At 34.0% G+C, this 15,415-nt stretch carries 12 protein-coding genes; 11 read left to right on the top strand and 1 reads right to left on the bottom strand.

The window, feature by feature from the left end; all coding sequences use genetic code 11:
• The first annotated feature begins 363 nt into the window (after positions 1 to 363).
• The 6 genes from IB617_01475 to IB617_01500 all read left to right on the top strand — a co-directional run bounded on the left by IB617_01475 (position 364) and on the right by IB617_01500 (position 8,928).
• Positions 364 to 1,290, top strand: a complete 927-nt coding sequence (locus tag IB617_01475) for an ABC transporter ATP-binding protein (GenBank protein UZE93485.1) — start codon at positions 364 to 366, stop codon at positions 1,288 to 1,290.
• A gap of 54 nt (positions 1,291 to 1,344) precedes the next feature.
• Complete coding sequence (locus tag IB617_01480; GenBank protein ID UZE93486.1) at positions 1,345 to 1,980, top strand: DeoR family transcriptional regulator; 636 nt, start codon at positions 1,345 to 1,347, stop codon at positions 1,978 to 1,980.
• Positions 1,981 to 2,075: 95 nt separating this feature from the next.
• Positions 2,076 to 2,591, top strand: coding sequence for a sigma-70 family RNA polymerase sigma factor (locus tag IB617_01485; protein ID UZE93487.1), 516 nt, complete (start codon positions 2,076 to 2,078; stop codon positions 2,589 to 2,591).
• A 108-nt stretch (positions 2,592 to 2,699) separates the two neighbouring features.
• Positions 2,700 to 3,383, top strand: a complete 684-nt coding sequence (locus IB617_01490) for a hypothetical protein (GenBank protein ID UZE93488.1) — start codon at positions 2,700 to 2,702, stop codon at positions 3,381 to 3,383.
• A 239-nt stretch (positions 3,384 to 3,622) separates the two neighbouring features.
• The gene (locus IB617_01495) at positions 3,623 to 7,039 is read left to right on the top strand and encodes a peptidoglycan-binding protein (GenBank protein UZE93489.1); all 3,417 of its coding nucleotides are present in this window, start codon (positions 3,623 to 3,625) and stop codon (positions 7,037 to 7,039) included.
• Positions 7,040 to 7,170: 131 nt separating this feature from the next.
• Complete coding sequence (locus IB617_01500) at positions 7,171 to 8,928, top strand: hypothetical protein (GenBank protein UZE93490.1); 1,758 nt, start codon at positions 7,171 to 7,173, stop codon at positions 8,926 to 8,928.
• Here IB617_01500 and IB617_01505 read toward each other — a convergent pair.
• The gene (locus IB617_01505; GenBank protein ID UZE93491.1) at positions 8,906 to 10,084 is read right to left on the bottom strand and encodes a DegT/DnrJ/EryC1/StrS family aminotransferase; all 1,179 of its coding nucleotides are present in this window, start codon (positions 10,082 to 10,084) and stop codon (positions 8,906 to 8,908) included. The two genes, IB617_01500 and IB617_01505, sit on opposite strands and share 23 nt — an antisense overlap.
• Before the next feature lie 20 nt (positions 10,085 to 10,104).
• Here IB617_01505 and IB617_01510 point away from each other — a divergent pair, with 20 nt between their 5' ends.
• The 5 genes from IB617_01510 to IB617_01530 all read left to right on the top strand — a co-directional run bounded on the left by IB617_01510 (position 10,105) and on the right by IB617_01530 (position 15,408).
• Positions 10,105 to 11,034: an NAD-dependent epimerase/dehydratase family protein gene (locus IB617_01510; protein ID UZE93492.1), complete on the top strand. Its 930-nt coding sequence runs from the start codon at positions 10,105 to 10,107 to the stop codon at positions 11,032 to 11,034.
• 2 nt (positions 11,035 to 11,036) lie between these two features.
• Entirely contained in the window at positions 11,037 to 12,500 is a 1,464-nt protein-coding gene (locus IB617_01515) for a flippase (GenBank protein ID UZE93493.1), read from the top strand.
• 25 nt (positions 12,501 to 12,525) lie between these two features.
• Positions 12,526 to 13,287: a hypothetical protein gene (locus IB617_01520; protein ID UZE93494.1), complete on the top strand. Its 762-nt coding sequence runs from the start codon at positions 12,526 to 12,528 to the stop codon at positions 13,285 to 13,287.
• Between the two features lie 78 nt (positions 13,288 to 13,365).
• Positions 13,366 to 14,367: a DUF288 domain-containing protein gene (locus tag IB617_01525; protein ID UZE93495.1), complete on the top strand. Its 1,002-nt coding sequence runs from the start codon at positions 13,366 to 13,368 to the stop codon at positions 14,365 to 14,367.
• On the top strand, positions 14,368 to 15,408 hold the full coding sequence (locus IB617_01530; protein ID UZE93496.1) for a glycosyltransferase family 2 protein: 1,041 nt from the start codon (positions 14,368 to 14,370) through the stop codon (positions 15,406 to 15,408).
• Positions 15,409 to 15,415: the final 7 nt, after the last annotated feature.

The following is a 15,415-nucleotide window of genomic DNA, read 5'->3' on the forward strand; positions in this document are numbered from 1 at the left end:
AATAAAAAACTACCCTTGCCGAAGCAGGGGTAGTGTGCATAGTAGTTGTATTATAGTTCTTCTGTATTTGTTGTCAAGCTTTTCTTGTGGAAAAAATTAACTTTTCAAAGTCAGATTAACAACTAAGAGTTCGAATGTCTTGTTCGGGGTATTTGAATTTGAACACCGCTCGGGGGATAGGATTCGAACTGATATGAAATATCTTACAAACCTTAAACAAAAAAACAACTCTAAAGCTGTGGAAAACTCAATTCGTTACTGTATCATCTTCGACTATATTTAGAAGCTTTTTTTATTTTATGTTAGAATTAACAAATTAAAACAAAACTTTTGTTATTGAACAAAAGGATGTATTTTTTAGTTATGGAGCAGTTTTTTAAAGATTTTTTTCAAGGACATAAAAAGAAAATAATTGGTTTTTCTTTTTTAAGAATTTTTGCTTTTGTGCAGGTGCTTTTCTGGCCTTATGCTTTTTCTAAGATTGTAAACATAATGAGTAGAAATCCGGAGGATTGGAGAAAAGCTCTTATCTGGGCTGGGGCTATGATTTTTAATAAGGTATTGGAAGATTTTATAAGACTAAAAGCAAAATTTGAATTGGAAAAAATTGGGACAAGATTACAAATTTCCTTAGCTACTTTCTTCTCTGAAAAAACAGAAATTCGTGAGTACAAAAAAACAGGAGAATCAGTGCAGGCAATTAAAAAAGCTTCAGAAGACATTTCTTCTTTAATAGAGTTTTATAAAGACAACTTGTTAAAATTACCGGTAAACTTTATTATAATTCCATTTATACTTTATAAGGCAAGCATAGATTACTTAATTTTATTATTAATATATGGGATTTTATACCTGGGAATTGAGTATTTTGCAGTTAATCTTTATCGCAAAAAGTTAAAAAAATACTTTAAAGCATCTGAGATTTTTTGGGGGACCACTTATCGAAAAGTACCCGAAGTCTGGAGACGAAGGGAAGACGGTGGTATTTTCGCAAGAAGAGTTAATAAAGAAGGAAAAAACCTTTATCAGACAACAGTTTCTGCTGATAGTATGAATAGGTGGCGATGGTCTGCTTTGCAATCCCTGTCCAGTGCCAGCATAGGTGCAGTTATTTTATTCGTTATTTATAGAATAATAAACAATAGTGCTCCGGTTGGAGACTTGATTTTGGTAGCTGGTTATTTTAAAGAAACACAGACTACTCTTAACATTATTACCACTGCTTTTAGCCAAATCATCTACGCAAGAATATCTTTAAAAAGACTTGACAAAGCAGTAAAGATTAGATAAATAAAGATTTTGACCTGTCTTTTTATTTTTGTTATAGTTTTTAAATCGCTTATTATGGAAGAAAATAAAGAAAATAATTTTGGTAAAAATTATCTGGTTCAAATTACAAATGAGCTTTATCGTTTAACTTTGCTTTTTCCCAAAAAAGAACCTTTAAGATATAAGATGAGGGAGTTATCTGATGATGTCCTGGCTAATTTTGTTTCTCTTCCTCAGGAAGATAATAATCCAACTAAGATTAAGATTGTAAAGGATTCAAAAAAAATGATTGAGGTCCTTGATAGTTTTTTTGATATTGTGAAAACTCAAGATTGGGTTAGAGCTTCTGATATATTGAACCTCCAGGAGGAATATAGTAAAATAGGGGAAGAATTGCTGAAATTTCAGGAAGAAGAGAAGATAAAAAAAGCCCGGAAACAAGAGGAGAAAATAGATGATGAAGTTAGAGAGATTTCTATTTTGAAAAAGGAAGAAGAAAAACCAATATCTGAACGACAGAAAAAGCTTTTAAAAGTTCTGGAGGAGAAAGGAAAAATGCAGGTTTGGGAAATAAAGGACATTTTTTCAGAAGTGAGTAAAAGAACGCTAAGGAGAGATTTTAGGAGTTTATTGAAAAATGGTTTGGTAGAAAGAATAGGAGAGAGAAACAATACTTTTTACCAGATTAAAGGTAGGACAGAATCAATATAGGTAGGACAGAGATAGGACAAATTGGTTTTTCTTAGTTGTCCATATCTTATGTCCTATCATTATTAATTATTTTAAATCAAATTTTTTGACTTTTTATGAGTAATCCACGAGAGAAATTCAGTAAAATCTATGATAAGTATATAGATAAAATCTATAGGTTTGTCTTTTTAAAAGTAAGTTCTCAAGAAATAGCTGAAGATTTAACTTCCGAAGCTTTTTCAAAAACCTGGACAGTTTTTAAGAAAAAAAGTCAGGAAATTGAGAATATTCAGGCATTTTTATATAAAACTGCCAGAAATTTAGTTACTGACCATTATAGACAGAAAGGCAGAATTCGTATTGTTTCTGCTGATAATCCCTTTATAATTGATCCGGGGCAGAACTTAGAAGAAGAATCCAAATTAAACTCAGATATTGAGAGTATTAAAAAAGACATATCTGATTTAAAAGATGACTATCAGAATGTCCTTATTTGGCATTACGTAGATGACCTATCTATTGATGAGATGTCTGCACTTTTAGGTAGGACAAACGGGGCTACTCGTGTTTTACTTCATAGAGCTTTAAAATCTTTAAAAAAAGCCTTAAAAACTAAGATAAGAGAGGTGTAACAAAATCTATCCTATTTCGTCATAATATAGATAATCCTGAAACAGGATTTTTTTAAGGGTTTTGGATAACCAGTCGCTTCGCTCCTTGTAATTGTTTCGCAATTAAGTATGACTGAGAACCAACTAATTAAAAAAATAAAAAGACTAAAAGCTATCAAGCCCAGAAGAAACTGGGTTTTATTGAATAAAAAGCAGATTTTGGGAGAAGAAAGAAGAATTGAAATATTTCCATTTTTTAGACCAGTTTATGCTGGTTTGTTTTGTTTATTGTTTTTAGCTGGTCTTTTTGAATTTTCCCAGAATGCGTTGCCTGGTGAATTTCTATACTATTTAAAAAAGATTACAGAAAGAAGCCAGCTCATCTTGTCTTCTGAGGAAGAAAGGCCCGGATTGAACTTAGAGTTGGTCAACAAGAGATTAGAGGAATTAAACCAGATTGCCCAGAATAATGAAGTGAGGAAATTAGCGCCAGCTTTAAAGGAATATCAGGCAAGCGTTTTTGAAGCAGTTAAAAGCTTGACAAAGATAACAGCTACTACCTCTGATTCGTTGGTAATAAAGGGGATAGCTGAAAAAACCCAAAAATTAGAAGAAAACAAGGAAATATTAGGGACGTTATTGGAAATTGATGAAAAATTAAATCCTGTTAAAGTAGTGGCGGAATTGCTGATTAAAGACATGGAAAAAACCTTTTTAACTGAAGAAGATGAGGAGATTTTAGAACAAGCAAAACAAGATTTTGAAAATGGAAATTATTCTGAGGCTCTGGAGAGGATTTTGTTAAATCAATAAATATGGAGAGAATTGATACTTTTCCAACAGGTATTTTCTTTACAATTTGCTAAAATTTAAAATTAGAAAATTAAAAGTCGCACTCGTGGCTAATACGTAAGGTCGCGAGCAACCTTGGTTAGATAGAGCTCAATTATTTGAGCTTGTGATATTTCTACTATCTAATGTCTAACAGGGTAAATTGGTCGACGCGATGGAAATAAATAAAAAATTAACAAACAAAAGACTTAAAGAAAAAAATGAATTTAATAACAAAGAAAAAGATTATAGCGATTATTACTGTTTTGACTGTTTGGGGTTCGATTGCAACACCTGCTTTTGCTATAACAGTAGAAGAGCTTCAAACACAGATAGCTACTCTATTGGCCACAATAAATGCCTTACAGACTCAACTAGCTGCACTTCAGGGAACAGCCGTTACTGGTTGTACTATCACTTCCTTTGACCAAAACCTAAAACAAGGAATGTCAGGTGATGATGTAAAATGCTTGCAAATCGTCTTGAATTCATCTGCCGACACCCAATTAGCTGCAAGCGGTGTAGGTTCTCCTGGTAATGAAACCAGCTACTTTGGTCCTATAACCAAAGCTGCGGTAATTAAATTCCAGGAGAAATATGCTTCTGAAATATTGACATCATGGGGTTTAACCGTTGGAACTGGTTTTGTTGGTTCAACCACTAGAGCAAAATTAAATACAATTCTCTCTTCTGGTGTAGTTCCTGGTCCCGTAATTCCCGCAGCAGGCCTTTCTGTTTCTTTAGCTACTGACACTCCAGCTTCTACCGGTGTTCCCTATGGTTCTTCAGTGGAATTTCTTAAGTTTACATTGGTTTCTGGTGAAGATGTAAACATTAATTCTATTGAGATAACTGCCGGGGGAATAGGCATCTATACTAATATAGATTCGGTGGCGATTTTTGATGAGGACGGGATAAGGATTAGTTCTACCAAGAATATTAGTTCTGATGGAAGCGCTATCTTTAATTTTCCGACCCCGCTGGTTGTTGAGGCAGGAGTTCTCCAAATTTTAACGGTAAAGGCTACCGCAGCTTTCGCTGGAGCAGGCCATGTCTTTTATTTAGGGATTTCAGATAGTTCAGATATTCTCTCTAATGCTTCGGCGGTTAATGGCACTTTCCCAATTAATGGTAATCCAATGAATGTTTTGAGTGCCACCGTTGGGACAGCTACAATAGCTGCGGCAACTGACTTGGAGCCAAGCGTTCCCTTTGGCGAAGATGATGTCCTGCTGGCTGATTTTGATATTGATGTTGGAGCAGCTGAAGATTTACTATTTTCAGCCATTAGATTCAGAAACGGTGGAACAAATGATGATTCTTTGGCCTCAAACTTGAGACTAATCTGCGATGGAGAGGAAATTGCCACCACCGAATTAGAGGATAGATATGCTGCCTTTAGTATCTCCAATATTTTGATTGAGAAAAGCGACACAGTTACTTGTGAGGTTAGGGGAGACATAGGCACCGGCTCAGCTGGAGACACCATTAAATTGTACATAAAAGACGAGACAGACGTTACGATGATTTGTAAGAATACTGGTTTTAGAGCCGCTGTTGATACCACAGATCTAGATACTACTGGTGAAGCCCAGAATGTTACTTTAGCTGTCGGTGATTTCACCATTGATTTTGACAAGTCGTCAATCACTGGTACTCCAAATCAGGATGTCAGGCCCGATACTAAGAACGTAGTCATAGCCACCTTAAAAATGACCTCCAATGCTGAGAATGCAACCATTGAATCTATTACTACTGGTACCGGAGATGATAAGTTTGAAATTCAAGGTACAGGAATAGCGTCATCAACTGATATTACGACTGGTAGTATAGAAATGAGGGATGTTGAGACCGGCGCTATTTACGACCTTGCCGAAACTTGGGTGAGCGGCACGAAAGGTTACTTGTCTATGACAGAAGAAATTAGTTTGGTAAAGGGTGTGACTAAAACCTTTGAGATTAGGTTAGACTTAACTTCTTCAATTGGTAATGGCGACACTCTAAAAGTTGTTCTTGAGGATGGGGCGTTCACCATAACCGGTGATGTTTCTGGTGAATCAATTACCGACATTCTCCCAAATTCAATCACCTCTGGTATATCAACTGTTGAGTTTTCTTCTCTCGATGTTACTACTGTAACATTGACCGATGTCTCAGTTGTCGGGGGAGCTGTAGATAAAATAATCTACCAGGCTTCATTAGAGGCTGGGGATTCTTCTCCGGTTACCCTAAAAACAGTTGCCATTTCCGAGGTTTCCGAAGATAGTAATGATAATGCAATCTTGTTTTCTGACACTAATATCACTAAATTAGATCTCTATCTTGATGGGGATTTAATGAAAACAAGATCTAACAAGATTGCAGAAGCAGCCGCTGATTCCGGGATGGGTTCAATTGCCTTCTCTTCCTTAGATACCAACAATGTCATTTCAGCTGGTAAAGCAGCTATCTTAGTTTTGAAGGCTACTTTTGCTTCTTCCTTAAATGCATCTGGTACTTTTGCTTTAGGTATCACTAATGATACTGCCGTAATCTCTAGAGATATTGATAACGAGCTTATTGATGCAAACATTACCAGTACATCTACAGAATCAAGAACGGTAACCCTAGCGACAGTAGGTGATTTGAAGGTTGAGTTAAAGATCACCGATGTAAAAGCCAATAAAGATATGTATATCGTTGCTGGTAGTTCTGGTCCAACTGGTAGATATCTTGGAGAATTAGTCTTCACTACTAAGGATGAACCTGTTAAAGTCACGACATTAAGATTAGATAATAAGAATGGTAATGCAACCAATACCACCATTGCCTCTGTCTCCTTGGTTGAGGCAAATGGAACAGTTGTTGAAACCAAAGGAGTATTGTCAGACGGAGATGTTAATTTCACCAATCTTGACTTAGAGTTTGCTGCCGATGAAGCCACTTCCTTGTTTGTTGTAGCTGATGTAAACGGTATTAATGTTGCCGGTGATCCTACCGCTACTGCGATAAGTGGTAAGACAATTCAGTATAATTTCCCAAGTACGCTAGGTGTGGTAGCTGAAGGTGTAAATTCTGGAAAAGACATTACCATGGCAGTAGATGTCGACGGTACCTTAGCTTTTGGTGAGTGGTCTACTTCTACTGTTGTAAGTAAAACAGGTACAGTGTTAGGTGCTGCTATCACTCACATTGAGAATGCCATGGCAAATGGTACTTTAACTGGTGGTGCTGGTAAAATCATTGGCAAATATACTCTGACGATTGATAGCGGTGCCAATAGAGATACTGATGATAATACTGATACGAAAGCTGTTTTGGCTACAACAACAATAACGGTGACTACGGGTGGTGCTACTAGTACCAATATCCAGGCTTACATTGCAGGTGATTCATCTAACAAAACTACTGAAGTTGATCTTTCCGAGGGTGTTGCTATTATTGATATGACCACATTAACTGGTGAGGCTAATGAAGTTGACGGCACGGTGACCATAGTTATCATTGCTACTGTTGAAACTGACGGTGAAGGTGATTACCTCCAGACTGAAATTGATGATTTGAGTACCGACCTTTACTACAGCGATGGCACAACTTCTAATGACGGTAATTGTCAGCTAACTATCAGTGAAGTATTTGGTGGTACTTTGTCTAACTAATTCTCTGAAACGGACCCTCACGTTTTGTGAGGTAGTAAAATCCTAAATGCCTTTCCTTGTGGGCACCAAAGGGCCTCGTTCTCCGGAACGGGGTCTTTTGTTTTGGAAAGAAATTTGATAAAATATTATTGATGACAAAAAGTTTTAAGATAATTTTTCTTGGGATAATTTTTCTTTCTTTACCGGTTTTTGTTTCGGCTGTTTCTTTAGGGCAGAGAATCGATTTTTATGTTGATCCAACTTATGATTTATCTGAAAGAGAAGAAATCTCGGCTATTCTCCAGAGAATTAGCCCAAAAGCCTATTTTTATATTGACAATGATTGGTGGAAGTCATTAAATTATCAAGAAAAACAAAAGATTGAACAAGCTCTTTATTCTTTAGGCAACGAATTTTATTCCAAAATTTATCCAACTTTAACTTCTAATTTTGGCTCAGAATGGAAACCAGGAATTGATAAAGAGAGCCGGATTACAATTTTAATTCATCCGATGAAAAAGACAGCGGGTGGATATTTTAATAATGGCGATGAATATCCCCGAGTCCAAAATCCCAAATCAAATCAAAGAGAAATGATTTATTTAAATGCTGATTATATTACCAGTCCTTTAGCCAAAAGTTTTTTAGCTCATGAATTTACTCACTTGATTACTTTTAACCAAAAAGAAAAAAAATATGGAGTAGAAGAGGAAATTTGGCTGAATGAAGCACGAGCTGAATATGCTCCAACTTTACTTAATTATGATTCAGAATATGAGGGAAGCAATCTTCAAAAAAGAGTTCAATCTTTTATTTCCAATCCTTCTGATTCTATCACTGAATGGCAGAACAAGCCCGCAGATTACGGAGCGCTAAATCTTTTTATTCAGTATTTAGTTGAGCAGTATGGAGTAGAAGTTTTAGTTGATTCTTTAAAATCAAAAACAGTGGGCATTAAGAGTTTAAATGAAGCTTTAGAGAAAAATGGTTTTGAAGAAGATTTTTCTCAGATTTTCACTGATTGGACTATTGCAGTTTTGGCTAATGACTGCTCTTTAGGAGAAAAATATTGTTATAAAAATGAAAGCTTAAAAAAATTAAGGGTTATTCCCTCAATTAATTTTTTGCCCCTCAAGGGCAACAGTGCTTTAGGAGTTAGTCAAACTACTAAAAATTGGATGGGTAACTGGTTTAAATTTATTGGTGGCAAAGGGACTTTAAAGCTTGAGTTTATTGGTAATCCGGAAAATTTATTTAAAGTTCCTTATATTATTCAAGATTTTTTAGGTAAATATTCTCTTGATTTTTTCCAACTTGATGAATATCAGAGAGGGGAAATCTTAGTTCCAGAATTTGGAGCAGAAGTTAGTTCTGTAACCATTATTCCTTCAATTCAAAGTAAAATATCAGGATTTTTAACTCCTGAACTAGCTTTTCCATTTTTCTGGGAAGCTTCGACTATAACCGAAATAGAAAATGAAAATGGGAATTCGAATTCAGAATGTTTACAAAAACCAATTTCAGAAATGACCGGAGAGGAAATTTTAGCTAAAATTTCTGAAATTGAGAATTTACTTAATCAACTCAAAGCTCAACTCGTCAAAATTAAAGAAATGGAAGAAAAGGAGCCAGTTTCTGTCACTTGTCAGAGGTTTGAACAGAATCTTTTTTATGGTTTAAGAAACGATGATAGGGTTTACTGCCTTCAGCAGTTTTTAAAATCTCAAGGTCTAGAAATTTATCCCGAGGGCTTAGTAACTGGAAATTTTCTTTCTTTGACCAGAACTGCAGTTATTCGTTTTCAAGAAAAATATGCTGATGAAATTTTGGCTCCTTTGGGATTAGAAAGGGGAACAGGTTTTGTTGGTTTGATGACAAGAACCAAAATCAACCAGCTTTCAGCTCAATAAGAACCTTTTTCACGCTTAAAATTATCTTTTTGATATTCTTTTTTGAGTACCAGGTTTGAAGAGGAAAATTAATTATTCTTTTAGCTACCTCAACCGTATTTGGAAATTTGTCTAAATTTAGATTGTATTCTTCTTGGACTTCTGGATTGAGAACTATAGGGGTGTGCCAGATTCGAGTACAAAAGACCCTTTTCTTTTTTAATTCCCTTACCAGTTTATCTCTTTTATCCCCAAGCTCTTTAGGAGTTAAAGCTGATAAATAACAAAAAACATTATTTTCAGATTCTTGGACCTGGAAGCCTAATTTTTTAAGCTCTTTTTGGAAAAACAAACCGAGTTCTTTTCTTTTTTTTAAGGTAAGGTCATAGTCTGTTGAATATTGAGAAAAAAAGTTCAAGGAAACAGGATTTAAGGAAGCGGGTTTTGGTATTTTTTCTCCCTTAATAAATTTAGGGGCAATTTTTTGACCAAAGGTTTTAAAGAGAAAAGCAAAAAAAGAAAAACAGTTCAAAAAGGAAATAAAATCCCTGAAACTGAAATTTGTTTTTGGCAGGTTGATTTCCCAACTCCGAGGGCAAACCAACAAACCTCCCCTGAACATAGGGAATTGTTTATAGAGGCTAAAAAAAGAAACATCTCCTAAATTGCCTACAAAAGTGTTAGTTTGTAGTGAGTCTGTCGAACCATAGGTGGCTCCAAAGGAATGAGCACAGTCCTCAATTAATAACAGGTTCTTGATTTGCTCTATTCTTTCTTTTTTAATGGGCAGCCCATAGGTGTGGGAAACAAGAATTGCTTTTGCTTTAGTCTTAATTTTTTGTAAATCTTCTCCTATTTTGATGTGAAAAGTGTCTAATTCAATATCTAAAAAAATGGGTTCTATATTATATTCTTTCAAAATCGGATAGAAAATATCACAAATATAGGCTGGCAAAACAATCTTGGAATCTCTTAAATTCAATTTTTCAATAGCGATTTTAAAAGCAGACCTTGCCATGTCGGTAAACACCAGTTGCTTTCCGGGGAAATTAAAAGAGAACTCTTTTTTGATAAGAGTTAAGTCAGGCGCTTTAATGAAGTTTCCAAGAAACGACTTCAGGGCCTGCTTTGTTAATTTAATTTGAGGATGGACAAAATACATTTGATTATTATACACTTTTAATTTATCATAATTTTATGAAATCAAAAAGAATTTTAGTCACTGGAGGGGCTGGTTTTATCGGCTCTCATTTGGTAGATGAATTGATTCAAAGAAGCTATGAAGTGGTTGTGATTGATAATTTATCTACGGGCAAAAAGAAAAACCTGAATAAGAAAGCAAAGTTTTTCAAGTTCAATATCTGCAATCCCAAGCTTTCGCAAATCTTTAAAAAAGAAAAGATAGGCGTGGTTTTCCATTATGCAGCTCAGATTGACGTGCGAAAGTCGGTAGAAGACCCAGTAGGCGACGCTAATCTCAATATTTTAGGAACGTTAAACATTTTGGAGAACTGTAAGAAATATAAGGTTAAAAAAATTATTTTAGCTTCCACAGGCGGAGCTATCTATGGAGACGCCAAAATTATTCCTACGCCGGAAGATTATCCTGAATGGCCTCTCTCTCCTTACGGAATTGAAAAATTAGCTCTTGAGAAATATTTAAACTATTATCAAAAAGTATTTAATTTGCCTTTTGTTGCTTTAAGGTTGGCCAATGTCTATGGCCCCCGGCAGAACTCAAAGGGAGAAGCGGGGGTAGTTGCTATTTTTTGCGATAAGATGCTGGGGAAAAAGAAAGCGGTCATAAACGGTAGCGGAAGACAAACCCGCGATTTCGTTTTCGTTGATGATGTGATTGAAGCTAATATATTAGCTTTGAAAAAAAATAAGACCGGTATTTTCAATATTGGGACGGCAAAAGAGACAAACATAAACACTATCTTTAGAAAGCTCAAGAAATTGACGGGTTCGGTATGTAAAGAAATTCACGGTCCGGCTCAGCCTGGCGAGCAGAAAAGAAGCTGTTTGGATTATTCTAAAGCTAAAAAAGAGCTTGGCTGGAAACCAAGATATAATTTAGATAAAGGGTTAAAATTAACTGTAGACTGGTTTAAAGTTAATTTCTAAAAATGATTGGCAAATCTATTAATATTAAATCACTACTATTTGACAATAAGGGTTTAAAGCAGACAATCTTTAAAAATACCTTTTGGCTGGCATTAGCTGAGGCCATAACAAACTTTTCCAAGCTCTTTTTAATAGTTTATGTTGCTCGAATTTTTGGAGCAACTGAGTACGGAAAATTTACCTTTGCTTTATCTTTTGTTTCTTTGTTTGCTATTTTTTCTGATTTTGGTCTAGGATCTTTAACTATTCGTGAATTTTCCAAAGAGAAAAAAGATACAAAAGAATTTTCATCAATTCTTTCTTTGAAGTTAGTTTTAAGCTTGATTGCATTAATTGTAATTTTGTTTAGCTCTTTTTTTGTTACCAAAGATGTTGAAATCCAAAAGGTAATTTGGATTTTAGCAGTTTATATTTTAAGCAATAGTTTTCTGGGTATTACCTATGCTTTCTTCCGGGCTCGTCAGCAAATGGAATATGAGGCTTTTGTTAAGATATTACAAGCTGTTGCGGTAACAGGAATAGGGTTCTTTATTATTTTTAAGATTCCATCTGTAGAAAATTTAAGCTTCGGTTATTTATTTGCCAGTTTGATTGCTTTAATCTTTACAATCTTTTTATTTTATTCAAAGATTTATCCTTTAAAATTAAATTTTGATAAAGCAACTTGGCGAAAATTTTTAACTATGTCTTGGCCATTAGGGCTGTCTGCTATATTAAGCATGGTTTATGTTAATATAGACTCAATTATGATGGGAAATTTTAATCAAATTACTCAGGTTGGCTGGTATAATGCTGCCTATAAAATTGTAGGAATTACTCTGATTCCAGCTAATTTTATTTCCGGAAGCTTTTTCCCTTATTTAAGCAAATCTTTCGAGCAGTCTAAAGAGAAGTTTAAAAAAGCTTTTGATTACTATCTGGAAATAATAATATTTCTTTCTGTTCCAATAGTAATAGGTGGTATAGTTTTAGCTCCTAAAATCATAGACCTTGTTTACGACCCCAGCTATTTCCCCTCTATTTTTGCCTTTAAACTTTTAATAGCCATAACATTTTTAAGCTTTTTGTCCGGTCCCTTTAATCAAACTCTATTTATCTTGAACAAACAAAAGAAGCTCCTTTTAATTATTTTTTTATCAGCCACGACAAATGTTATTTTAAATCTTATTTTAATTCCTAAATATTCTTTATATGGAGCCGCCATTGCAAGGGTATCAACATTTCTTTTAATCTTAATTTTAACCATTTGGTTTGCCTTAAAAATTAGCTCAGTGAAACTTATTAGTTCGAAAATGTGGTTTAATTTTATTGGTGCCTTGGCTTCCTCCTCTTTAATGTATTTTGTTATTTCTTTTCCCAATATATATAAATTACACGTTGCTTTTTCTATATTAATTGGAGCCGGTGTTTACTTAATCTGCTTTTTTGTATATAAAAGATTAGCAGATAGAGTTCTTACGTATTAAAAATTCATTAGAAATTAAGGAATTTATGTCCTCAAAAAATAAATTTAGTTCAGTTGGTATATTGGGTTATGGCGAAGCGGGCCGAGCCATAGCTAAATTCTATAAGAATCCTAAGATCAAAGACTTGAATAGAGATGACGGATTAGAGGGGGTGGAGATATTACATATCTGCATTCCTTACAGCAATAATTTTATAAAAATAGCAAGGAAAGAAATTAAAAAAATAGAACCCAAATTAACTATTATCCATTCTACGGTTGCGCCGTTTACTACAAAAAAGATTATTCAAGGGTTGCCAAAAGAAATAGGGAAGATGGTTGTTCATAGTCCAATAAGGGGGATTCATTCCCATCTTTATAAAGGGATTAAAACCTTTGTAAAATATATCGGCGCTGATTACAAGAAAGCAGGGCAATTAGCTAAAAAACATTTAGGAGGTTTGGGGATAAAAACAAAACTATTTCAGTCTTCAGTGATTACCGAAATGGGAAAGCTTCTTAGTACATCTTATTATGGCCTATGTATTGCTTGGCACGGAGAGATGAAAAGATTTTGTGATAAAGCCGGAGTAGATTTTGAAGAGGCAGTTACAGACTTTAACAAAACTTATAACGAGGGATATAAAAAATTGAGAAGGTCTAATGTTCTTCGTCCCGTGCTTTATCCTCCCCAAAAAGGTATTAATGGTCATTGCATTATTCCTAATGCCGAGATTCTTAAAAAATATTATAAAAGTAAGGTATTTGATTTAATTTTAGGATATAAACCTAAAAAATCTAAAAAGTGAACCAATTAAACAACTTTTATTTTCCAAAAATTGGGATTAAAAATGAGAAAGATAAACATTAAAGATATAAATTAGAGCATGTATAAGAAAAAAAAGAATAAAATAAATAAGTTTATAGTTATAACTACTATCAATCCGGCGACTAAGGCAATTAAAAAATTCGCTTCTTTTAAAGATTGGAAACTAGTATTAGTAGGAGATAAAAAAAGCAAGGCTATCAAGTCGGAGGATAACACCTACTTTCTTTCCATAGAAGATCAAAAGAATTTTGATTTCAATATTGTAAACTTCTCTCCATATAATCATTACAGTCGTAAAAATATTGGCTATCTCTATGCTATGAAAAATGGGGCTGATATCATTTATGAGACCGATGATGACAATTTTCCTACTTCATCTTGGAGTTTTCCAGATTTTCACTCCAGCAATATTTTAATGACTGACGGTAAATATTTTAATATATATAGATATTTTACATCTAAATTTGTTTGGCCAAGAGGATTCCCGCTAGACGAAATTAGGAAATCTAGTAATTTTTTAATTGATAACACAAGATCCTGTGATGTGGGAGTATGGTCTGGAATGGCCAATAATGATCCTGATGTGGATGCAATATTTAGATTACTATTTAACAAAGAAATTAAGTTTCGGAAAAAGGATTCGGTGGCCTTAGATAAACATATATATTCTCCATTTAATTCACAAAACACTCTTTGGAATAAGAATAGCTTTGCGTGGATGTATCTTCCAGTTACTGTAAATCCTCGTTTTACTGATATTTTGCGTGGCTATATAGCTCAAAGATTATTTTGGCACCATAATTTACGATTAGGATTTATTGGTCCCACGGTATATCAAGAGAGAAATAGCCACAATTTGATGAAGGATTTTTCAGATGAGCTGGAGTGTTATTCAAATATTAAAGAAATAGTATCAATTCTTGAATCAACTAAGTTGGGAAATAATATCTATTCTAATATTAGAAAGATTTATAAAAATCTAGCGAAGAAAAAATACGTTAGAAATAAAGAATTAGAAACCTTAGGGGCTTGGTTGAAAGATATTAAAAATCTTTTTTAGATGGAGATAAAACATTCAATAGTTACTTGGGATTCTACTTATAGAAACTTTTTTCATTTAATAGATGGGTTAATAGCTCAGAATTATTCAAGGGAAAACTTCGAGCTTATTTATGTTGAGCAACGGACTCGAAAAATAGCAGATGCATATAATCATAACCTAGGGTTGAAATCTTTATGGGATAGATACCAAGAGGTAAAGAGTAAAATTAATATTAAAATTATTTATTTAGGGTTGCCATTCAAAATCCCATATCATAATGGACGTTGTAACAATGCTGGCTTAAATGTTACAAAAGGAGAGATAATCTCGATTATGGATGGAGATCAATTATTACCGCCAGATTTTTTAAGAAAGTTAACTGCATACCATTTAAATCATCCAAAAGCAGTAATAAACCTTGATCGTAGATGTGCTATGTATCCAGTAGGAGTAAATTCTTACAAGGAATGGAGAAAAGGAAGCAAAGACTTTAAAAAGTGTTTAGATGCCTGTATTTCTAAATATAGTCCAGTGCCTGAAATTGCACGTAATAAACCACCTATGATTTCTTCTCGAAATAAATTTTGGAAACTAATAGAAGGATGTGATCCTCACTTAATTTGGAGTACGGTTTCATCAAGATTTGGTATAGATGTTACTAGAAGATTAGAGATAGCTAGCGGAACGAGGGCTATTGCTCTCGCAGATTGTTTCTCAGTACATCCTTGGCACCCCATAGGAGCAGGAGTATTACGTTCTACCGATGAGGATTCAAAAAAGTTATTTGCTCTTCAAGATAAATTAATTAAGTGGTCTCTTAAACATAAGGATCCAAGGTATAGTAGCAGAACTAATTATATTAATAATTTTTGTGAAAGCAATAAATTATTAATAAATAAAATTGTATATTCTTCAGAAAGACGAGGAGAGTCAATGAAATTTAAAATTAAAAACAACAATCTTTTAATTGATAAAATAAAATGCAGATGTGGTCAATTACTAAGAAAGTATTTTTATAAAATTATTGAAGCTCAGAAAGTATCTAGCGAAAAGTTTTGAGCTAATG

This window comes from Candidatus Nealsonbacteria bacterium (assembly GCA_026016225.1).
In the GTDB taxonomy this organism is placed as follows: domain Bacteria; phylum Patescibacteriota; class Minisyncoccia; order Minisyncoccales; family JANBVM01; genus Nealson33H.